Annotated in this window: 21 protein-coding genes; 17 read left to right on the top strand and 4 right to left on the bottom strand. The window is 61.3% G+C overall.

Translation table 11 applies throughout. The annotated features are described in order from the left end of the window. Positions 1–186 precede the first annotated feature (186 nt). Entirely contained in the window at positions 187–1536 is a 1350-nt protein-coding gene (locus ACMGG8_RS12820; RefSeq protein ID WP_060840494.1) for an NCS2 family permease, read from the top strand. A 62-nt stretch (positions 1537–1598) separates the two neighbouring features. After that, positions 1599–2225: a LysE family translocator gene (locus ACMGG8_RS12815; RefSeq protein ID WP_414159662.1), complete on the top strand. Its 627-nt coding sequence runs from the start codon at positions 1599–1601 to the stop codon at positions 2223–2225. Between the two features lie 129 nt (positions 2226–2354). On the opposite strand, the gene uraH is transcribed toward ACMGG8_RS12815, so the two are convergent. Further along, on the bottom strand, positions 2355–2708 hold the full coding sequence (gene uraH, locus ACMGG8_RS12810) for a hydroxyisourate hydrolase (protein ID WP_060840496.1): 354 nt from the start codon (positions 2706–2708) through the stop codon (positions 2355–2357). A 425-nt stretch (positions 2709–3133) separates the two neighbouring features. On the opposite strand from uraH, the gene puuE reads away from it, so the two are divergent. The 6 genes from puuE (at position 3134) to ACMGG8_RS12780 (ending at position 9511) form a co-directional block, all read left to right on the top strand. Beyond that, on the top strand, positions 3134–4060 hold the full coding sequence (gene puuE, locus ACMGG8_RS12805; protein WP_060840497.1) for an allantoinase PuuE: 927 nt from the start codon (positions 3134–3136) through the stop codon (positions 4058–4060). Next, positions 4057–4572: a 2-oxo-4-hydroxy-4-carboxy-5-ureidoimidazoline decarboxylase gene (gene uraD, locus ACMGG8_RS12800; protein WP_060840498.1), complete on the top strand. Its 516-nt coding sequence runs from the start codon at positions 4057–4059 to the stop codon at positions 4570–4572. The genes puuE and uraD overlap by 4 nt, the downstream gene beginning before the upstream one ends. A gap of 107 nt (positions 4573–4679) precedes the next feature. After that, on the top strand, positions 4680–5183 hold the full coding sequence (locus ACMGG8_RS12795; protein WP_016962791.1) for an ureidoglycolate lyase: 504 nt from the start codon (positions 4680–4682) through the stop codon (positions 5181–5183). Positions 5184–5234: 51 nt separating this feature from the next. Continuing rightward, positions 5235–6557, top strand: a complete 1323-nt coding sequence (locus ACMGG8_RS12790) for a urate hydroxylase PuuD (RefSeq protein WP_414159661.1) — start codon at positions 5235–5237, stop codon at positions 6555–6557. A gap of 172 nt (positions 6558–6729) precedes the next feature. After that, positions 6730–8088 (top strand): nucleobase:cation symporter-2 family protein, encoded by a 1359-nt coding sequence (locus ACMGG8_RS12785; RefSeq protein ID WP_060844328.1) that lies wholly within the window; start codon positions 6730–6732, stop codon positions 8086–8088. A 637-nt stretch (positions 8089–8725) separates the two neighbouring features. After that, positions 8726–9511, top strand: a complete 786-nt coding sequence (locus ACMGG8_RS12780; protein WP_060844329.1) for an outer membrane protein OmpK — start codon at positions 8726–8728, stop codon at positions 9509–9511. An 85-nt stretch (positions 9512–9596) separates the two neighbouring features. On the opposite strand, the gene ACMGG8_RS12775 is transcribed toward ACMGG8_RS12780, so the two are convergent. Both ACMGG8_RS12775 and ACMGG8_RS12770 read right to left on the bottom strand, forming a co-directional pair. Further along, positions 9597–10790 carry a patatin-like phospholipase family protein gene (locus ACMGG8_RS12775; protein ID WP_060840502.1) on the bottom strand — a complete coding sequence of 398 codons (1194 nt, stop codon included), beginning with the start codon at positions 10788–10790 and terminating at the stop codon, positions 9597–9599. 49 nt (positions 10791–10839) lie between these two features. Beyond that, positions 10840–11772: a lipid A biosynthesis lauroyl acyltransferase gene (locus ACMGG8_RS12770; RefSeq protein ID WP_414159660.1), complete on the bottom strand. Its 933-nt coding sequence runs from the start codon at positions 11770–11772 to the stop codon at positions 10840–10842. A gap of 122 nt (positions 11773–11894) precedes the next feature. Here ACMGG8_RS12770 and minC point away from each other — a divergent pair, with 122 nt between their 5' ends. The 8 genes from minC (at position 11895) to ACMGG8_RS12730 (ending at position 19696) form a co-directional block, all read left to right on the top strand. Beyond that, a complete protein-coding gene (minC, locus tag ACMGG8_RS12765; protein WP_060840504.1) occupies positions 11895–12632 on the top strand; it encodes a septum site-determining protein MinC in 738 nt (245 codons plus the stop codon). 200 nt (positions 12633–12832) lie between these two features. Next, on the top strand, positions 12833–13645 hold the full coding sequence (gene minD, locus ACMGG8_RS12760; RefSeq protein WP_011062650.1) for a septum site-determining protein MinD: 813 nt from the start codon (positions 12833–12835) through the stop codon (positions 13643–13645). Then, positions 13645–13899 (top strand): cell division topological specificity factor MinE, encoded by a 255-nt coding sequence (gene minE / locus ACMGG8_RS12755; protein ID WP_007898843.1) that lies wholly within the window; start codon positions 13645–13647, stop codon positions 13897–13899. Before minD ends, minE begins: the two co-directional genes overlap by 1 nt. Positions 13900–13990: 91 nt before the next feature. Next, positions 13991–14626 (top strand): RluA family pseudouridine synthase, encoded by a 636-nt coding sequence (locus ACMGG8_RS12750; RefSeq protein ID WP_060840505.1) that lies wholly within the window; start codon positions 13991–13993, stop codon positions 14624–14626. A gap of 44 nt (positions 14627–14670) precedes the next feature. Then, entirely contained in the window at positions 14671–15783 is a 1113-nt protein-coding gene (locus tag ACMGG8_RS12745; protein ID WP_414159659.1) for a hypothetical protein, read from the top strand. 99 nt (positions 15784–15882) lie between these two features. After that, complete coding sequence (locus tag ACMGG8_RS12740) at positions 15883–17172, top strand: M18 family aminopeptidase (RefSeq protein WP_414159658.1); 1290 nt, start codon at positions 15883–15885, stop codon at positions 17170–17172. Between the two features lie 81 nt (positions 17173–17253). After that, positions 17254–17460 carry a hypothetical protein gene (locus ACMGG8_RS12735; protein WP_129406377.1) on the top strand — a complete coding sequence of 69 codons (207 nt, stop codon included), beginning with the start codon at positions 17254–17256 and terminating at the stop codon, positions 17458–17460. Between the two features lie 79 nt (positions 17461–17539). Next, positions 17540–19696: a mechanosensitive ion channel family protein gene (locus ACMGG8_RS12730; protein ID WP_060840506.1), complete on the top strand. Its 2157-nt coding sequence runs from the start codon at positions 17540–17542 to the stop codon at positions 19694–19696. 38 nt (positions 19697–19734) lie between these two features. Here the strand turns inward: ACMGG8_RS12730 and ACMGG8_RS12725 are convergent, their stop codons facing one another. After that, complete coding sequence (locus ACMGG8_RS12725; RefSeq protein WP_060840507.1) at positions 19735–20448, bottom strand: UTRA domain-containing protein; 714 nt, start codon at positions 20446–20448, stop codon at positions 19735–19737. Between the two features lie 363 nt (positions 20449–20811). Here ACMGG8_RS12725 and ACMGG8_RS12720 point away from each other — a divergent pair, with 363 nt between their 5' ends. Then, complete coding sequence (locus tag ACMGG8_RS12720; protein ID WP_414159657.1) at positions 20812–21879, top strand: ABC transporter substrate-binding protein; 1068 nt, start codon at positions 20812–20814, stop codon at positions 21877–21879. Positions 21880–21911: the final 32 nt, after the last annotated feature.

The raw sequence follows: 21911 nt of genomic DNA, 5'->3' as shown, positions 1-21911 counted from the left end.
ATTTTTCGCACACAAAAGCAAAAACATTATTTGCTTTCTTTGTATACAAAAGCATAATTCGCCCGTGTGAGTTCTTGACCTGAAAGTCAACAAACCCCACAAGCCCTGCCTGCCTCAAAGAGCCGCCGCCCACCTTCTGATGCCCGGTTCTGGAAAAAACAATAAAACTCTTGAGGAGTACTCGCTGTGGAAAGCCGCAAATCCGAAGCCTCTCCGCTGGACCTCTCGCCCTCGCTGAACAGCGGCTGGCTGGAACGCATCTTCAAACTCAGGTTGCACGGCACCACGGTGAAGACCGAGCTGATTGCCGGTCTGACAACCTTCATCACCATGGCCTACATCATCTTCGTCAACCCCAACATCATGGCCGATGCCGGTATCGATCACGGCGCCGCCTTCGTCGCCACCTGCATCGCTGCCGCCCTGGGCTGCCTGTTAATGGGCCTGTACGCCAACTGGCCGGTGGGCCTGGCCCCGGGCATGGGCTTGAACGCCTTTTTCACCTACACCGTGGTCGGCACCATGGGCTACCACTGGGAAACGGCTCTCGGAGCCGTGTTTATTTCCGGCGTGCTGTTCATGATCCTGACCCTGTCCCGGGTCCGTGAATGGCTGCTCAACAGCATTCCGGTGAGCCTGCGCTATGCCATGGGCGCCGGGGTCGGCCTGTTTCTCGGCCTGATCGGCCTGAAAACCGCCGGCATCATCGTCGACAGTCCGGCGACCCTGATCAAGCTCGGCTCCCTGCGCGAGCCCGGCCCGCTGCTGGCGGCGATCTGCTTTCTGATGATCGCGGTGCTCAGCTACCACCGGGTGTTCGGCGCCATTCTGCTCAGCATCATCGCCGTGACCCTGGCCGGCTGGGGCATGGACCTGGTGCACTACAACGGTATTCTCTCCACCCCACCGAGCCTGGCGCCAACCTGGATGGCAATGGATATCGCCGGGGTGTTCAACGTCAGCATGATCAGCGTGGTCCTGGCCTTCCTTTTCGTGCACATGTTCGACACCGCCGGCACCCTGATGGGCGTGGCGCAGCGCGCCGGCCTGGTCAACCCCGACGGCAAGATCGAGAACCTGTCCCGGGCCCTCAAGGCGGACAGCGCCTCCAGCGTCTTCGGCGCGGTGGTCGGCGTACCGCCAGTGACCAGTTACGTGGAAAGTGCCGCCGGGGTGGCGGCCGGCGGGCGCACCGGTCTGACGGCAGTCACCGTAGGCGTGCTGTTCATCGCCGCCATGTTCTTCGCGCCGCTGGCGGGGATGATCCCCGCCTACGCCACAGCCGGCGCCCTCATCTATGTCGCGATGCTGATGATGGGCGGCATGGCCCACATCAACTGGGACGAAGCCACCGACAGCATTCCGGCCATCGTCACGGCAATCATGATGCCCCTGACCTTCTCCGTTGCCGACGGCATTGCCCTGGGCTTCATCACCTATGTGGTGCTCAAGGCCGGAACCGGCAAGCACAAGGAAATCTCCATCAGCCTGTATGTGCTGTGCGCAATCTTCATCGCCAAGTTCATTTTCTTGTAAATTGCTCCGGCTTCACCTGCCCCATCCCGCCGGATGGGGCTTTTGCGCATGGAGAGAACGTGATGAACCCGGAAACCTGGCTGTTGTTCAGTGGCGCTGCACTGGTGGTGATTCTGATCCCCGGGCCCTTGTCCTTGCTGATGATCAGCAACAGCCTGAACCATGGCCTGCGCCGCTCCTACCCGGCGTTTCTGGGTGGCGTGCTGGCCTCGATCTGCCTGTTGAGCGCATCGGCCCTGGGCCTGGGGGCGGTGTTGATGGCCTCGGAACAGCTGTTCAGCACCTTGAAGATCGTCGGCGCGCTTTACCTGTTCTATCTGGCCCGGCAAAGCTGGCTGCAGTCACGGCTGCACAAGCAAGGCGCCGTGTTGATGGATGCCGCACCGATACCGCGCTTTCGTGCACTGTTCGGGCGCGCTTTTGTCCTGGGGGCGAGCAATCCGAAGGACATTCTGTTTTTCGCCGCCTTCTTGCCGCAGTTTCTCAGCGCCCAGCAACCGTTTATGCCGCAACTGCTGATCATGCTCGCCACCTGGACCCTGCTGGACCTGGGCTGCAAGCTGGCCTACGGCCTTGGCGCCCGCGGCGCCGCCGGCTACCTGCGCACCGGCAAGGGCCAGAGTTGGTTCAATCGCCTCAGCGCCGGACTGTTCGGCGCGGCTGGAGCTGCATCCCTCCTGAGTCGTTGACACGCTTGTTGCCAACCCGCCAATAGCCACCTGCACCGGCGGCACTTTCAACAGGACGAAAAAAAGCCCGCAGTGTGAGCGGGCAAGGACCAAAAGAAGCTATTTGCGCAGGATTCTTGGGGGTAAGTCCTAGCTTCCTCTGTAGGTCGAATAGCTGTAAGGCGAGATCAACAGCGGCACGTGGTAATGCTCCTGCTCGGCACTGATGCCAAAACGCAGCACCACTACATCCAGAAAGGCCGGCTGCGGCAGTGGCACGCCTCGGGCGCGGTAGTAGTCACCGGCATGGAACTGCAACTGGTAGACCCCGGAGCGGTAGTCTTCCCCCTGCAGCAAGGGACTGTCGCAGCGGCCATCGCTATTGGTCAGGGCGCTGGCGACCAGTTCCAGCTGCGTCCCTTCAACCCGATACAGCTCGACCTTGATAGCGCTGCCAGGGCAGCCATGTGCGGCATCCAAAACATGTGTAGTCAAACGTCCCATTGATTCTGCGTGCCTGTCGCCCAATGAGTGAACAGGCCTCGCGCCTCCCGGAGTCAGTGATTGAAAGGGGACCGCGGCGTTTCAGCAGTGAAAAGGCTGCGGAGAGGTTCCGATTAAGACATTTTTCAAAAAAATTGTACACAATAATAATCACAAATATGCCCACAACCGGTGCCCTCCCCGGCAACTTGCGAATCGCCCTCCAAACCTCAGCAGCAGGCGACTCTCCAGGCATAAGCTGACCAACCGGGCAAGTTTCTTGCAAGCAGGATCCGTCGTGACAAAAGCGGAAAAATGCAAAAAAACGGGCTTACAAACTGAATATAAATTTGTATACAATCGCCCCATCGCAGTGACGCCCACCTGGCTTCCCGGCTTCAGGTTCCGCCACGCCACCGTTATCACGAACAAGAAGGAAGACTGCAGTGAGCGCTGACTACCCTCGCGACCTGATCGGTTACGGCTCCACCCCTCCTCATCCTCACTGGCCGGGCAATGCCCGCATCGCCCTGTCCTTCGTGCTCAATTACGAAGAAGGCGGCGAGCGCAACATTCTTCATGGCGACAAGGAATCGGAAGCCTTTCTGTCGGAAATGGTTTCGGCGCAGCCGCTGCAGGGCGAGCGCAACATGAGCATGGAATCGCTTTACGAGTACGGCAGCCGCGCCGGCGTCTGGCGGATTCTCAAGCTGTTCAAGGAATTCGACATTCCGCTGACCATCTTCGCCGTGGCCATGGCCGCCCAGCGCCACCCGGACGTGATCCGCGCCATGGTCGAAGCCGGTCACGAGATCTGCAGCCACGGCTACCGCTGGATCGACTACCAGTACATGGACGAGGCCCAGGAACGCGAGCACATGCTCGAAGCCATCCGCATCCTCACCGAGATCACCGGCGAGCGCCCCCTGGGCTGGTACACCGGCCGCACCGGCCCGAACACCCGGCGCCTGGTGATGGAGGAAGGCGGTTTCCTCTACGACTGCGATACCTACGACGATGACCTGCCCTACTGGGAACCCAACAACCCTACCGGCAAGCCCCACCTGGTGATCCCTTACACCCTGGACACCAACGACATGCGCTTCACCCAAGTGCAAGGCTTCAACAAGGGCGACGACTTCTTCCACTACCTCAAAGACGCTTTCGACGTGCTCTACGCCGAAGGTGCCGAAGCGCCGAAGATGCTCTCCATCGGCCTGCACTGCCGCCTGATCGGCCGCCCTGCACGCCTGGCTTCGCTCAAGCGCTTCATCGAGTACGTCAAAGGCCATGAACAGGTCTGGTTCACCCGCCGCGTCGACATCGCCCGCCACTGGCAACAGACCCATCCTTACCAGGGAGCGACGAAATGACCGCCTTCCAGAGCCTCAAGCCCTCGAGCCTGAGCCGTGAAGCCTTCGTCAAGGCCTTCGCCGACATCTACGAGCATTCGCCGTGGGTGGCTGAAAAAGCCTACGACCTGGGCCTCGACGCCTCCGTCGACCAGATCGAAGGCCTGCACCAGCGCATGAGCGATATCCTCTTGAGCGCCGATCACGCCGCCCAATTGGCACTGATCAACGCTCACCCGGACCTGGCCGGCAAAGCCGCCGTCCAGGGCCAGCTGACCGAAGCCAGCACCAACGAACAGGCCGGTGCCGGCATTCACCAATGCACGGCCGAAGAGTTCCAGCGTTTCACCGAGTTGAACGATGCCTACAAGGCCAAGTTCAAGTTTCCCTTCATCATGGCGGTGAAGGGCAGCAACCGGCACCAGATCCTCGCCGCGTTCGAAACCCGCATCCACAACACCGTGGATACCGAGTTCAAATGCGCGCTGGCCGAGATCAACAAGATCGCCCTGTTCCGCCTACAGGCCCTGTAGCGGCAGCTCAGCATCCCCGCTCCGCTTGAGGCCGCCGTCGCCGGCAAGCCGGCGGCGCCAGGGGATGATGAACCGACACCCTTATCAGAGAACATAAGAAGAACAGCATGCGCACATTAGTGATTGAACCCCTGAGCAAAGAAGCCTTCGCCCCCTTCGGTGACGTAATCGAGACCGACGGCAGCGACCACTTCATGATCAACAATGGTTCGACCATGCGCTTCCACCGCCTGGCGACGGTTGAAACCGCCCAGCCGGAGGACGAAGCGATCATCAGCATCTTCCGCGCCGACGCGCTGGAAATGCCCTTGACCATTCGCATGCTGGAACGCCATCCGCTGGGCAGCCAGGCCTTCATCCCGCTGCTCGGCAACCCCTTTCTGATCGTGGTCGCGCCACTTGGCGATGAACCTGTATCAGGCTTGGTCCGCGCCTTCGTCAGCAATGGCAGGCAGGGCATCAATTACCATCGCGGCGTCTGGCACCACCCGGTGCTGACGATCGAAAAGCGGGATGACTTCCTGGTGGTTGATCGCAGTGGCAAAGGCAATAACTGCGATGAGCATTTCTTCAAAGAGGATGAGCGTTTGATCCTCGCCCCCCACCAATAAGAGAAGGCCTGATCACTCGACAACAAGGGTGACAGGCAAGAGGTAAAGACTGTGGAAGCACATCTGTTGGAATGGCTCAACCTGAGCGTGCGTTGGGTACATATGATCACTGGTGTGGCCTGGATCGGCGCATCGTTCTACTTCGTCTGGCTGGAGAACAACCTCAATCGCGTCAACCCCAAGGACGGCCTGTCCGGCGACCTCTGGGCGATTCACGGTGGCGGTATCTATCACCTGGAAAAATACAAGCTGGCCCCTCCCTCGATGCCGGAGAACCTGCACTGGTTCAAGTGGGAAGCCTACTTCACCTGGATGTCGGGGATCGCCCTGCTGTGCCTGGTGTTCTACTACAACCCGATGCTCTACCTGGTGGCTCCCGGCAGCGGCCTGACCGGCCCTGAAGGCGTGGCCATCGGGATCGGTGCGCTGATCGCCGGCTGGTTCGTCTACGACTTCCTCTGCGACTCGCCACTGGGCAAGAAACCCGCCCTGCTCGGCTTCATTCTGTTCCTCCTGCTGATCGGCGCCGCCTACGGCTTCAGCAAGGTGTTCAGCGGCCGAGGCGCGTACCTGCATGTGGGTGCAATCATCGGCACCATCATGGTGGGCAACGTGTTCCGCATCATCATGCCGGCCCAGCGCGCGCTGGTGGCGGCGATCGCGGAAAACCGCACCCCCGACCCGACCCTGCCGGCCAAGGGCCTGTTGCGTTCGCGTCACAACAACTACTTCACCCTGCCCGTGCTGTTCATCATGATCAGCAACCACTTCCCGAGCACCTACGGCAGCCAGTACAACTGGTTGATCCTGGCCGGGATCGCGGTCCTGGCAGTGCTGGTGCGTCACTACTTCAACACCCGTCATGACAGCCACAAGTTCGCCTGGACCCTGCCCGTGGCGGCGCTGGGCATGATCTGCCTGGCCTATGTGACCGGTCCGACGCCAGCGCCCAGTGCTGCGGACGTGGCCAAGGCCCCTGCCCAGACCCAGTTCCAGCCATTGCCGGAAACCGCCCTGGGTGGCAAACCGGCAACCACGACCGAAGCTCAGCCAGCACCAGCGTCAGCTGCGCCTGCCGCGGCCAGCGCCCCGGCGCAGGCTTCGAATGCCGGCCCGGCCTTCGACAAGGTGCACAGCGTGATACAGGAGCGTTGCGCGGTCTGCCACTCGGCCAAGCCCACCAGCCCGCTGTTCAGCGCCGCGCCGGCCGGGGTGATGTTCGACACACCGGAACAGATCCGCCTGCAAGCTGCGCGTATCCAGGCCCAGGCCGTGACCAGCCAGATCATGCCGCTGGGCAACATCACCCAGATGACCCAGCAGGAACGTGAATTGATCGGCGCCTGGATTGCCCAGGGGGCCCAGACCCACTGATCAGTGCCTGCACCCAGGCTGCTTCGCGAGCAAGCTCGCTCCTACAGAACCGGATTCATCTGTAGGGGCGGGCTTGATTGCCGTCAGCCGTCCAAGATTCGTCCGCGGCAAACCCGTTGCGCACCAAGACGCAGCGGTTAAATCACAAGAATAAAAAGATTCGAGGTGTTGCATGTCCGATTCATCCGAACAGTGCGTCCCCGCCGCGCCCGCCATTGTGCGCTTGCCTTTCCTGCAACTGATCCTGGTGGGGCTGCAACACGTTCTGCTGATGTATGGCGGTGCAATTGCGGTGCCGCTGATCATCGGACAGGCCGCGGGCCTGAGTCGTGAAGAAATCGCCTTCCTGATCAATGCCGACCTGCTGGTGGCCGGAATCGCCACCATCGTCCAGTCGATGGGCATCGGCCCCATGGGCATTCGCATGCCGGTGATGATGGGCGCCAGTTTTGCCGCCGTAGGCAGCATGGTGGCCATGGCCGGTATGCCCGGCATCGGCATGCAGGGCATCTTTGGCGCCACCATCGCCGCAGGCTTCTTCGGCATGCTGATTGCGCCGTTCATGTCCAAGGTGGTGCGCTTCTTCCCGCCCCTGGTCACCGGCACGGTGATCACCTCGATCGGCCTGTCACTGTTTCCGGTGGCGGTGAACTGGGCCGGCGGTGGCAGCAGTACCGCGCAGTTCGGTTCGCCCATCTACCTGACCATCGCTGCACTGGTGCTGGGCACCATCCTGCTGATCCATCGTTTCATGCGTGGTTTCTGGGTGAACATTTCCGTGCTGATCGGCATGGGCCTTGGCTACGTGCTGTGCGGCATGATCGGCATGGTCGACCTCAGCGGCATGGCCCAGGCGCCCTGGCTGCAGGTCGTCACCCCGCTGCACTTCGGCATGCCGCAGTTCCACCTGGCGCCCATCCTGTCCATGTGCCTGGTGGTGGTGATCATCTTTGTCGAATCCACCGGGATGTTCCTGGCCCTGGGCAAGATCACCGGCCAGGAGGTCACCCCGCGCATGCTGCGCCGTGGCCTGCTGTGTGATGCCGGCGCCTCGTTCTTCGCCGGTTTCCTCAACACCTTCACCCACTCTTCGTTCGCCCAGAACATCGGCCTGGTGCAGATGACCGGGGTGCGCTGCCGTTCCGTGACCATCGTTGCCGGCGGCCTGCTGATCATCCTCAGCCTGCTGCCCAAGGCGGCGTTCCTGGTAGCCTCGATTCCTCCAGCGGTACTGGGCGGCGCAGCCATCGCCATGTTCGGCATGGTGGCCGCCACCGGGATCAAGATCCTCCAGGAAGCCGATATTGGCGACCGGCGCAATCAACTGCTGGTGGCGGTGAGCATCGGCATGGGCCTGATTCCCGTGGTGCGCCCGGAGTTCTTTGCCCACCTGCCGCTGTGGATGAGCCCCATCACCCACAGCGGCATTGCCATGGCGACCTTGAGCGCCCTGGTGCTGAACCTGCTGTTCAACATTCTCGGGGGTACCGAGCGCGCCATCAGCAACGCTGAACAGGCTCACCAGCATTAAGGCTTGACCAGGGCGCCGGACCGGCGCCCCGATCCCTGCCTCACCGCTCATGCATGAGTGCAGTGCTCGCCAGCCCTGCACCGATCACTGCCCAACAACGCCGCGCCTTGAAAACAAGAATAAACAGGGAGCCCGCCATGCAGCCTGCACCAGCCCGACAACTGTCCGCCGCTCACCCACTTGCGGCCACCCACTGCGCCCCTGATGGCGGGTCGTCCGCGCGGTTTCTGCGCCTCTCAGTACGGACAGCGCGCTGAGATGTGCGGTCTGCCTGCCCCAAAGTGGCTGCCAGTGCGCTGTTGCAGAGCACTTGAGCCCTGCCGTGGGAGCCAGTATTCTCCGCGGCCGCGCAAATCCGGTCTAAAAAAAAGCCCGGATGAAAAACCTGACCTGAAGGCCAACTTATCCCGGCCAGGACAGGTCTCGAGGCGCACGAAATCAATGCTCGAAACACTCTCGTTCGACTGTATTGCTACAGCCGACCGGGAGTTTTTTTGCTTTTTTTCGGCCTTGGCTCAGCTCTTGCTACCAGCAACAAAGCTGACCGATCGGATGGTTTTTTAAAGCAAAGAAAAAAGGCGCCATACCAGAGCGCCGAGCCATAAAAACGTGGAACTACCTACTTGGGAGCAACCGAATGAAACCGATGTGCAAGAGCCTGATGTTGGCCGCCAGTGCGCTGGTGGGGGGACAGGCCGTGGCTGGCGACCTGTTGCAGTGGCAGAACAACAGCCTGACTTACTTGTACGGCAAGAACTTCGAGGTCAACCCGCAGATTCAACAGACGGTGACCTTCGAACATGCCGACGCCTGGAAGTACGGCGACAACTTCTTCTTCCTCGACCGGATCTTCTACAACGGCAAGGAAGACGGCAACGTCGGCCCCGACACCTACTACGGCGAGTTCTCGCCACGCTTGTCGTTCGGCAAGATCTTCGACCAGAAACTGGAATTCGGCCCGATCAAGGACGTGCTCCTGGCGTTCACTTACGAATTCGGCGAAGGCGACAATGAGTCCTACCTGATCGGCCCGGGCTTCGACCTGGCAGTACCGGGCTTCGACTACTTCCAGCTGAACTTCTACCAGCGTCACACCGAAGGCAGCCGCCCGGGCGACAACGTCTGGCAGATCACTCCGGTGTGGTCCTACACCATTCCCGTGGGCCGCTCGGACATCCTGATCGACGGATTCATGGACTGGGTGGTGGACAACGACCAGAACGCCAAGGGCACCTACCACGCCAACCTGCACTTCAACCCACAGATCAAATATGACTTGGGCAAGGCACTGAACTGGGGCGCCAAGCAGTTGTACGTCGGTTTCGAATACGACTACTGGAAGAACAAGTACGGTATCGAGGATTCGCGCAACTTCGAGACCAACCAGGACACTGCCAGCCTGCTGGTCAAGTACCACTTCTGATTGTTGGGCGAGCCGCTGATGCCGTACGGAGCTTTGGGCGACGTGCGGTTGACCCGTACCTCGCTCTTCGCGGGCAAGCACGCTCCTACGGCGCAGGTTCTGTAGGAGCGGGCGTGCCCGCGAAGCCCTTGAGTCCCAGAAACCGCGCCAACTCCTCCCCTTTGGCCAGGGCGTCACTGCGGCCCAGTTCGATCAGCTCGCTGCAGTACGCCGCCTCGAACAGCAGATAACTCAGGACCCCGGCACCGCTGGTGCGGGTCGCCCCGGGTCCACGCAGAAACAGGCGCAACGCCGCCGGTAACTCCTGCCGATGCCGCGCCGCGATTTCGTCGATCGGTTGGCTCGGGGCAATCACCAGTACTTCCACAGGCGCAATGCCCAAGCTGCGATCCGCCGCGCTGCCCGGCAACAGGCGACTGAAATGATTGAGTCGCTCCAGCAGCTCGATATCGCTTTCCAGGCTGTCAATGAAGGTGCTGTTGAGCATATGGCCGCCGATCTGCGCCAGGGTCGGCTGCTGCCCGGTGTACGTGCGCTGCAGTGAGGTGTCCGGATCGTTGCCCCGCGGGTTGCCACTGACCCCCACCACCAGCACGCGACTGGCTCCCAGGTGCAAGGCCGGACTGATGGGCGCCGACTGGCGCACCGCGCCATCGCCGAAGTATTCCTGGTCGAGCTTGACCGGAGCGAACAACAGGGGAATGGCCGCACTGGCCAGCAGATGGTCCACCGTCAGATGGGTGGGAATGCCGATCCGCCGGTGGCGCAACCAGGGATTGATGACTCCGCCCCCTTGATAGAAGGTCACCGCCTGTCCGGATTCATAACCGAAAGCCGTTACCGCCACCGCGTGCAACTGCCCCTGGGCAATGGCCTGATTGATGCCCGAAAGGTGCATGTGCTGGTTGAGCAGGTCACGCAACGGTGAGTTGTTGATCAACGCCACCGGCACCTGAGCACCAAGCCCCAGCAGACTGTGGCCGACAAAACGGCTGGCCTGGCGAATCACCCCGGGCCAATCGCTGCGCATCACCTGATCACTGCGAAAGCTGCTCCAGAACGCTGTGAGACGCTTGATTGCCGCGGAAAAATCCGTGGCGCCACTGGCCAGGCTGACGGCATTGATGGCCCCGGCCGAGGTGCCGACAATCACGGGAAACGGATTGCGCGCCCCGGGGCCCATCAACTCGGCAATCGCCGCCAGCACGCCCACCTGATAGGCCGCCCGGGCGCCACCACCCGAAAGAATCAAACCGGTGACCGGTTCCGCCGCACTCATCAATTCACTCCATCCATGGCGCACAAGGTCCCGATCAGTACCCGTAAGTTCAACCGCGCTTCGTGTAGAGCTTGGGCTCGCCCGGCGGCCGGCTCTTGAAGCGCCGATGGGCCCATAGGTACTGCTCGGGGCAGGCGCGCAACGCCGTTTCGACCCACTGATTGATCCGCAGGCAATCCTCTTCTTCCGTGGCGCCAGGGAAATCCGTCAGCGGCGCATGGATCACCAGGCGGTAGCCACTGCCGTCGGCCAGGCGCTCCTGGGTGAAAGGCACCACCAAGGCCTTGCCCAGACGCGCGAACTTGCTGGTGGCGGTAACGGTAGCGGCCTGGATGCCGAACAGCGGCACGAACAGGCTCTGCTTGATGCCATAGTCCTGATCCGGCGCGTACCAGATCGCCCGGCCGGCCCGCAGCAGCTTGAGCATGCCACGCACGTCCTCACGCTCGACGGCCAGAGAGTCCAGGTTGTGCCGTTCACGGCCACGGCGCTGAATGAAGTCGAACAACGGGTTCTTGTGTTCGCGATACATGCCGTCAATGGTGTGCTGCTGGCCCAGCAGCGCCGCGCCGATCTCCAGGGTGGTGAAGTGCAGGGCCATGAGAATCACCCCATGCCCGTCGCGCTGGGCCTGCTTGAGGTGTTCCAGCCCTTCGACATGGGCCAGGCGCGCCAGGCGCGGCTTGGACCACCACCAGCTCATGGCCATTTCGAAGAAGGCGATCCCGGTGGAGGCGAAGTTCTCCTTGAGCAGGCGCTTGCGCTCTGCGGCGGACTTTTCCGGGAAGCACAGTTCCAGATTGCGCCGGGCGATCGCCCGCCGATCACCGGCCACCCGGTACATCAGCGCCCCCAGGGCACGACCGATTTGCAGGAGCACGGGATAAGGCAGCTGGACGACCAGCCATAACACGCCAAGTCCCAGCCACAGCGGCCAGAAACGTGGAGACAAGAATGCAGCTCGAAAACGCGGGCGATCCATTACAGATTCCGGGACAGACAACAAGGTCGCGCATTCTACATCGGTTCGCCCTGGCTTGCGGGCCGCGGGCGATCTCGTTATAAGTCTCGGCACTTTTAGTGACAAGCCGCCTTCTGCAGACCATGAGCCAAACCGAATCGCTAGACCAAGATCCTGTGTTCCAGTTAAAGGGCAGCATGCTCGCCATCACGGTGCTGGAACTGGCCCGCAACGACCTTGAAGGCCTTGATCGCCAACTGGCCGCGAAAGTCGCCCAGGCCCCGAACTTCTTCAGCAATGCGCCGCTGGTGCTGGCGCTGGACAAGCTGCCTGCCGCCGAGGGCTCGGTGGATCTGCCCGGGCTGATGCGCGTCTGCCGCCAGCACGGCCTGCGCACCCTGGCCATTCGTGCCAGCCGCATAGAAGACATCGCCGCGGCGATTGCCGTCGACCTGCCGGTGCTACCGCCTTCCGGTGCCCGGGAACGGCCACTTGAGCCGCCCGAGAGCGAAATCAAGAAAGTGCCGGAAAAGCCCCCGGAGCCTACGGTCAAACCGACCCGCATCATCACTTCGCCAGTACGCGGCGGACAGCAGATCTATGCCCAGGGTGGCGATCTGGTGGTGGTGTCCTCGGTAAGCCCCGGAGCGGAACTTCTCGCCGATGGCAATATCCATGTATACGGCCCGATGCGCGGCCGGGCCCTGGCTGGCGTCAAAGGCGACACCAAGGCACGGATTTTCTGTCAGCAATTGAGCGCTGAACTGATCTCCATCGCCGGTCAGTACAAGGTTTCCGAGGACCTGCGACGCGACCCGCTATGGGGCTCTGGAGTCCAGGTCAGCCTGTCGGGTGACGTGTTGAACATCACACGTCTTTAACGGATACTGCCGCATTTTCCAAGCATCTCTAAAACGTAGCGATTACGGCTCAAACGAAGTAGGAAATTGGCAATCAGCAGTGTTTATCGACGATGAACCCTGCCGCTGACCGAGCTCCAGCCAAGGCTGTCCGACTGCAGTAGTTTTCAAGAGATGTTTTTCAGGGGCTAAAAGTCCTTTTTCCTTAGGGGTGAAACACCTTGGCCAAGATTCTCGTGGTTACATCCGGCAAGGGTGGCGTGGGTAAAACCACCACCAGCGCCGCTATCGGTACCGGCCTCGCTCTGCGTGGTCACAAAACAGTCATCGTCGACTTCGACGTCGGCCTGCGTAACCTCGACCTGATCATGGGCTGCGAGCGTCGCGTGGTGTATGACTTCGTCAACGTGGTGAACGGCGAAGCCAACCTGCAGCAAGCCCTGATCAAAGACAAGCGCCTGGAAAACCTCTACGTGCTGGCCGCCAGCCAGACCCGGGACAAGGACGCGCTGACCCTCGAAGGCGTGGAAAAAGTCCTGATGGAACTCAAGGAAACCTTCGAGTTCGTGGTCTGCGACTCGCCTGCCGGTATCGAGAAAGGCGCGCACCTGGCCATGTACTTCGCCGACGAAGCGATCGTCGTGACCAACCCTGAAGTGTCCTCGGTCCGTGACTCCGACCGCATGCTCGGCCTGCTGGCCAGCAAATCCCGCCGCGCCGAAAAGGGCGAAGATGCGATCAAGGAGCACCTGCTGCTGACCCGCTACAACCCGGAGCGCGTCAGCAATGGCGAAATGCTCGGCGTTGAAGACGTCAAAGAAATTCTCGCAGTGACCCTGCTCGGGGTGATTCCCGAATCCCAGGCGGTACTCAAGGCTTCCAACCAGGGCGTACCGGTGATTCTCGACGACCAGAGCGATGCGGGCCAGGCCTACAGCGACGCGGTCGATCGTCTGCTGGGCAAAACCGTGGAACATCGGTTCCTTGATGTCGAGAAGAAGGGATTCTTCGAGCGCCTGTTTGGAGGTAGATAATGAATCTTTTTGACTTCTTTCGTGCCAGCAAAAAGGTCAGCACCGCGTCGGTAGCGAAAGAGCGTCTACAGATCATCGTGGCGCATGAACGCGGCCAGCGCAGCACCCCTGATTACTTGCCCGCCTTGCAGAAGGAACTGGTGGAAGTGATCCGCAAGTACGTCAATATCGGGTCCGACGACGTGCACGTCGCTCTGGAAAACCAGGGCAGCTGCTCGATCCTGGAACTCAATATCACCCTGCCTGATCGCTGATTGATCCGCCAGGAGCCACGGCGGCTCGCAGGCCTCATGCATTGAATGGGGTCGGCGAGCCGCCGTTGGCGTTTGTTACGAGGCTGTTTTAATGCCGTTGTCGAATATCCACATCCTGCATCAGGACGCCGCCGTCCTGGTGGTGAACAAACCCACCCTGCTGCTTTCAGTCCCTGGTCGCGCCGACGACAACAAGGACTGCCTGATCACCCGTCTGCAGGAAAACGGTTACCCCGAAGCCCGGATCGTCCACCGACTGGACTGGGAAACCTCCGGCATCATTCTCCTGGCTCGGGACCCGGACACACATCGCGAGCTGTCGCGGCAGTTTCATGACCGGGAAACCGAAAAAGCCTACACCGCCCTGTGCTGGGGCCAGCCGGAACTGGACAGCGGCAGCATCGACCTGCCCCTGCGTTATGACCCGCCAACCAAGCCCCGGCATGTGGTGGATCACGAATTCGGCAAACACGCCCTGACCTTCTGGCGCGTGCTGGAGCGCTGCGGCGACTGGTGCCGGGTCGAACTGACGCCGATCACCGGACGCTCCCACCAACTGCGGGTACACATGCTGTCCATCGGCCACCCGCTCCTGGGCGACGGCCTCTACGCCCACCCGCAAGCCCTGGCTGCCTGGCCACGCCTGTGCCTGCACGCCAGCATGCTCAGCTTCACCCACCCCCAGACCGGTGAGCGCCTGCGCTTCGACTGCCCTGCGCCGTTTTGAGAACAACCTGATCAGCCCGCGCCCTCAGTAAGGACACTTGACCGATGACGTGCATAGCAGCACTTGCCCCGCACTCCCTGGTAAAAACTCCAGAGCAACTGCTCTACCTGGTTTACGGTAACCACGAGGTTTATCGGCGCGAAGCCAAATTCAGCATCCTCACAGCACTTAGCCTGTTAAGTAACGGAGAGTCGCTGTGCATCAGGATAATGACCGACCGACCTCAGGATTACGTTGGCTGGCCGGTAGATATCGTCACTTTGAACGAAGAAATCCTGCACCAGTGGCAAGGCCAGAACGGCTATCACCATCGGCGCAAAGCCTGCGCAATGGCCGCCGGACTTAAACTCGCGGAAAAAACCCTTTTTGCAGACACCGATACACTTTTTCTGAAAAACCCTCATCAGCTACTGAAAAAGATCAGTCCTCAGCACTACTTGATGGATGAGTTTGAATACCATTGGCGAGATGTGAGTACGCGTCAGAATTACCTCAAGCTTGGTGCATGCCTGCAAACGCATGGCATAAAGCCTGACAGCGATTTCAAGCTCTACAACAGTGGCCTGTGCGGACTGACCAACAGCGATACACCACTGCTGGAAAAGTCCATCGGTTATATCGATGAGTGGACTCAGGCCCCGTTCGATATCCACACGATCGAACAGATTGCTTTGTCATTTGCAATGCGTGACAAGCCCGTGCAGGAAACCAAGAAGTACGTCTATCACTACTTTGCCAAAAAGCGTTTCTTCCACACGATGCAGGCGCGCTTTTTCGCACTTCACGGCGAAGACTATCGTTGCGAACTGATCTCGCTATCTCGAGAACTTCCACGCCAGGTGCCCGAGCCCTCGCTTTGGAAACAACTTCAAATTAAGTGGCGCCTACGTAAACTCGACGGTGAATTAAAAAAGATTGCCCGGGACCTGCATTATGGAAACGCGCTGTCCAGCAATCCTTACCACTTGGCCTGCAGGCACGAGTGGTGGAAAAACGCGTCCCGGGAGATCGGGCGCTGGGATCCGCAGAAACAACAACGATTGCTCAATCTCGACAGTGGCTCCTGGCCGAAGGTGTTGCCCAAACCCGCGAGCCAGGAAGACCAAGAGGCCATCCTGAATTATCTGCGCGAGCAGTTGGCATCAACGAACCGCTGACGTGGGTTCTGCTGTCGATGGGCAACCAGCTTCAAACGCTCTTGCCCATCGCCGCGATCCAATACGTTAAACTCGCGCCACTGCTGTCTGGAGCTACTTATGCGCGAAGAGTTGAACCAAGGCCTGATCGACTTCCTCAAGGCCTCCCCTACCCCTTTCCATGCCACTGCCAGCCTTGTTCAACGTCTGGAAGCGGCCGGTTATCAACGCCTCGACGAGCGCGAGCCATGGACCACCGAGGCCAACGGTCGCTACTACGTCACCCGTAACGACTCCTCCATCGTCGCCTTCAAGCTGGGACGGCACTCGCCGTTGCAAGGCGGTATCCGCCTGGTGGGCGCGCACACCGACAGTCCGTGCCTGCGGGTCAAGCCGCAACCGGAACTGCAGCGCCAGGGCTTCTGGCAGCTGGGCGTGGAAGTCTACGGCGGCGCGCTGCTGGCGCCCTGGTTCGACCGCGATCTGTCCCTGGCAGGCCGCGTGACTTTCCGCCGCGATGGCAAGGTGGAAAGCCAACTGATCGATTTCAAGACACCGATCGCGATCATTCCCAACCTGGCCATTCACCTCAACCGGGAAGCCAACCAGGGCTGGGCGATCAATGCACAAAATGAACTGCCGCCGATCCTGGCCCAGTTCGCCGGCGACGAGCGCGTGGATTTCCGTGCGGTACTCACCGACCAGCTGGCTCGGGAACACGGCCTGAACGCCGACGTGGTGCTGGACTACGAGTTGAGTTTCTATGACACCCAGAGCGCTGCGGTAATCGGCCTGCATGGCGATTTCATTGCCGGTGCGCGCCTGGACAACCTGCTGTCCTGCTACGCCGGATTGCAGGCCCTGTTGAACGCCGACAGCGAAGAAACCTGCGTGCTGGTGTGCAACGACCACGAGGAAGTCGGCTCCTGCTCGGCCTGCGGCGCCGACGGTCCGATGCTCGAACAGACCTTGCGTCGCCTGTTGCCCGAAGGCGACGAGTTCGTGCGCACCATCCAGAAATCGCTGCTGGTGTCCGCCGACAATGCCCACGGCGTGCACCCCAACTACGCGGACAAGCACGACGCCAACCACGGCCCGAAACTCAATGCCGGCCCGGTGATCAAGGTCAACAGCAATCAGCGTTACGCCACCAACAGCGAAACCGCCGGTTTCTTCCGCCACCTGTGCATGGCCGAAGAAGTGCCGGTGCAGAGCTTCGTGGTGCGCAGCGACATGGGCTGCGGCTCGACCATAGGCCCGATCACCGCCAGCCACCTGGGGGTGCGCACCGTGGATATCGGCCTGCCGACCTTCGCCATGCATTCGATCCGCGAACTGTGCGGCAGCCATGACCTGGCCCACCTGGTGAAAGTGCTGAGCGCCTTCTACGCCAGCCGCGAACTGCCGTAAGGCATGCGGCGGGCGTGGACCTCCACGCCCGCCGGCTCCTGATACACATCAACCCAGGTCGCGACAAAGCGACCTAGACTCATGAGTACCTCTTCAGACAAGGCCGTCGCCATGATCTCGATGTCTTCGTTCCATTCCATGCTCATCCCGATTCTCACGGGCATGATCCTGTTGGCCATCGGCTTCAACTTCCGGGACAAGAACCTCGGGGTGTTCAGCATGTGGATCGGCATGCTGCTGATTCTCGGCACCGTGGTCTACAAGATCCTGGCCAAGCTCGCGGAATAAATGCGGCGCCTGCCCTCGCATTGAATTTGGTGGCCTCGTACACTCGGTCGATCCTTTTGCCTGCGAGGTTGACCGCCCAGTGTTTGCTCGTCTTTTCGCCCTGCCCTGCTATGCACTTGTCTGCCTGCTGACCCTGCTGCCGCTGAGCAGCGCCCAGGCGGTGGGCCTGCCTGGCCTGCTGGGCAGCCAGACCAAGGCACAGCCCCAGGCCGAGGAACCCCTGGGACAATCCCTGGACGAGGTGATCAAGTCCCTGGAGAACGACCAGCAACGGGCGAAGCTGCTGGCGGACCTGAAGAAGCTCCGGGACGCCACGAAAAAAGCTCAACCCACCCCAGAGGAAGGCGTACTGGGCTTGATCGGTGGCACCCTGAGCAGCCTTGAGAAGCAGTTCTCCGGTGCCGACAGTCCGGTCAACCGCTGGACCGACGAGTTCGATCTGGCCCAGGAAGAACTGGCCGCGCTGATGCTGCCGGCCAGCCAATGGCTGCCGATCATCTTTGCCTTTGCCCTGATCCTCATGGTCTGGAGCCTGTTGGCGGCGGCGTTGATCTGGCTCAGTCACCGGGTGCGCCTGCGTTTTGGCCTCACCGACGAACTGCCCCAGCATCCCAAGACCTGGGACTTGCTGCGTTTCGCCCTGCGCAAGCTCGGCCCCTGGCTGATCGCCCTGCTGATCACCGTCTACATGACCTATTCCCTGCCTTCTTCCCTGGGCAAGGACCTGGCCATGGTCCTGGCCTACGCGCTGGTGGTGGGCACCTGTTTCTCGGCGATCTGCGTGGTGGCGTTCTCTGTGCTCGATGGCCCGCACCGCCATCGCGCGCTGTACATCCTGCGCCGCCAGGCCTTCCGCCCGCTGTGGTGGATCGGCAGTTTCGCCGCCTTTGGCGAAGCCCTGAGCGACCCGCGCATGGTGGCCAGCCTCGGCCAGCACCTGGCCCATACCGCGGCGACCTTCGCCAATGTGATGGCGGCGCTGTCCACCGGGGTGTTCATCCTGCGTTTCCGCCGGCCAATCGCCCACCTGATCCGCAACCAACCGTTGTCCCGGCGCCTGACCCGCCGGGCCCTGAGCGACACCATCGAAATCATCGGCACCTTCTGGTACCTGCCGGCCCTGGTGCTGGTCGGGATTTCCCTGTTCGCCACCTTCGTGTCCGCCGGCGACACCAGCACCGCCCTGCGCCAGTCCCTGCTGTGCACCGTGCTGCTGGTGCTGTGCATGGTGATCAACGGCCTGGTGCGGCGTCATGCGCTCAAGCCGCAACGGGGCCACAAGCGCCACGCGCTGTACTCCGAAAGGCTGAAAAGCTTCTTCTATACCCTGGCCCACCTGGCGGTGTGGCTGGCGTTCATCGAACTGGGCCTGCGGGTCTGGGGCATGTCGCTGATCCGCTTCACCGAAGGCGACGGCCATGAAGTCAGCGTCAAGCTGTTCAGCCTCGGCGGTACCCTGATCTTCGCCTGGCTGATTTGGATTCTCAGTGACACCGCGGTGCATCACGCCCTGACCCGCTCGCGCAAGGGCCTGGCCAACGCCCGCGCGCAAACCATGATGCCGCTGATCCGCAACGTGCTGTTCGTGGCGATCTTCATCATTGCCACCATCGTCGCCCTGGCCAACATGGGCATGAACGTCACGCCGCTGCTGGCCGGTGCCGGCGTCATCGGTCTGGCCATCGGTTTCGGCGCCCAGTCCCTGGTGGCGGACCTGATCACCGGTCTGTTCATCATCATCGAGGACTCCCTGGCCATCGACGACTACGTGGATGTCGGCGGCCACCTGGGCACCGTCGAGGGCCTGACCATCCGCACCGTGCGCCTGCGGGACATCGACGGCATCGTGCACACCATCCCGTTCAGCGAAATCAAGAGCATCAAGAACTACTCCCGGGAGTTCGGCTACGCGATCTTCCGCGTGGCGATTCCCTACAACATGGAGATCGACGACGCGATCAAGCTGATGCGCGATGTCGGCCAGAAGATGCGCACCGACCCGTTGCAGCGGCGCAATATCTGGTCACCGCTGGAGATTCAGGGCGTGGAAAGCTTCGAGTCCGGCAGCGCCATCCTCCGGGCTCGCTTCAAGACTGCGCCAATCAAGCAATGGGAAGTGTCCCGGGCCTTCAACCTGTCCCTCAAGCGTCACCTGGACGAAGCCGGGCTGGACCTGGCCACCCCGCGCATGAGCATTCAAGTGATCACCCCCGGCAGCGCCCCGGAGAAACAATGACCCTGTAGGAGCCGGCTGCCGGCGAACGGCACCGGCCTCTAAAGCACGTCAACGCCGACATGAATTGCGTCATGCCGCCAGAACTCCAGATCACAATCGATCAGCCGCTCGTGCTGGTCATAGTTGACCCGGGCGATGCGCAGCCCGGGACTGCCCACCGAAACCTTCAAGGCCGCCGCCGCTTCCGGCTGCAAGGAGGTGGGCACGATCTCGAAGCGCACCCGCCCGTAATGCAGGTCGTAATGCCGGGCATAGAGCTCGGTGATCGACTGGTTCAAATCCAGCTCGAGAATGTGCGGAAAGTACTTGGGGTTCAGGTAGTGCTCCACGTACAGCACCAGCCGGTCGTCGATGCGCCGCGCCCGGCAGATCTGGATCACGCTGGACAGCGCCGGTAGCTGCAGCCAGGCGCAGACCGCCGCCGAAGCCGGTTGCAGGCGTGCCGAGATCACCTCGGTGGAAGGCACTCGTCCCTGGGCACTGACCATGGCGTGGAAGTGGCTGCGCTGCATCAGGTTGTAGGCCAGCCGCGGCGGCGAAACGAACCAGCCCCGGCGCTCCTCACGGTAGATCTGCCCCTGGGCCTCCAGTTGCAGCAAGGCCTCGCGCACGGTGATCCGGGTGGTGGCGAACAGCTCGCTGAGCTTGCGCTCGGCCGGCAGCTTGCTGCCCGGCGCCAACAGACCATGGGCGATCTGCTCCTGCAGGACCTGGCCGATGGCTGTCACCGCTTTGGTTGCATCAATACGCATCAACGTTACCTATCTGGACTAGACCAGCACTGTTTCAGGGCAGTGCAGTGGTCGGGACAGCGCTCCGCAGCCGTGTCCAAAGCCTAGGCAATGCATATGACTGAGAGATGACAAAGCCGCCGAGCGGCCCCCTGGCGAACCTGCAAATTGCCCGCCAGATCCTTGCAGAACGGGTGTTTGCTCATGGTCTACGCTTATTTCGCAGCGCCGGACCTGCGCCCGAATCCATGCGCCGACCGTTGGCACCGACATCAAAGTGTCATCCAACACGCCTAAATTGGCTCAGGTATTGCTGACCTAGACCAACCCACCGCAAGACCGTCGATAAAAACGCAGCGTTGAACACGCCCAAAGGAGCTTCGGATGAAACAGCTTTTCCTGGCATCACTGTTAGGCTCGACCATTGCCCTGTGCACCGCCGCCATGGCTGCTGATAACGATTTGAAAACCCTGGAAGCCGCTGCGAAAGCAGAAGGCGCGGTCAACAGCGTCGGCATGCCCGATGACTGGGCCAACTGGAAAGGCACCTGGGAGGACCTGGCGAAAACCTACGGCCTCAAGCACATCGATACCGACATGAGCTCGGCCCAGGAGATCGCCAAGTTCGCCGCCGAGAAAGACAACGCCAGTGCCGACATCGGCGACGTCGGCGCGGCCTTCGGCCCGATCGCGGTCAAGCAGGGCGTAGCCCAGCCTTACAAACCGAGCACCTGGGCCCAGGTCCCGGACTGGGCCAAGGACAAGGACGGCAATTGGGCGCTGGCCTACACCGGCACCATCGCCTTCATCATCAACAAGAAGCTGCTGCACGGTTCCGAAGCACCCAAGAGCTGGGCCGACCTGGAAAAAGGCAAGTACAAGGTTTCCATCGGTGACGTGAGCACCGCCGCCCAGGCCGCCAACGGCGTACTGGCAGCGGCCATCGCCAAGGGAGGCGACGAGAAGAACATCCAGCCGGCGCTGCTGATGTTCGCCGAGATCGCCAAGCAGGGTCGCCTGTCCCTGGCCAACCCGACCATCGCCACCATGGAAAAGGGTGAAGTGGAAGTCGGCGTGGTCTGGGACTTCAACGGCCTGAGCTACCGCAACAAGATGATCAACAAGGACGACTACGAAGTACTGATCCCGTCCGATGGCTCGGTGATCTCCGGCTACACCACCATCATCAACAAGTACGCCAAGCACCCCAACGCCGCCAAGCTGACCCGCGAATACATCTTTAGCGATGCCGGCCAGACCAACCTGGCTCGCGGCAATGCCCGGCCGATCCGCGCCGAACACCTGACCCTGCCGGCGGACGTGCAGGCCAACCTGCTGCCCAACGAACAGTACAAGCACGTGACTCCGATCAAGGACGCCGATGCCTGGGAGAAAACCTCCAAGGCCCTGCCGCAGAAGTGGCAGGAAGAAGTGATCATCAACATGCCGTAACGCTGCATCAGTCGTAGGAGCCGGCTTGCCGG

The organism is Pseudomonas sp. BNK-45 (assembly GCF_047456255.1).
Lineage (GTDB): Bacteria > Pseudomonadota > Gammaproteobacteria > Pseudomonadales > Pseudomonadaceae > Aquipseudomonas.
The sequence above is the reverse complement of the archived record's forward strand: the minus strand, read 5'-3'. Positions and strand labels throughout refer to the sequence as shown.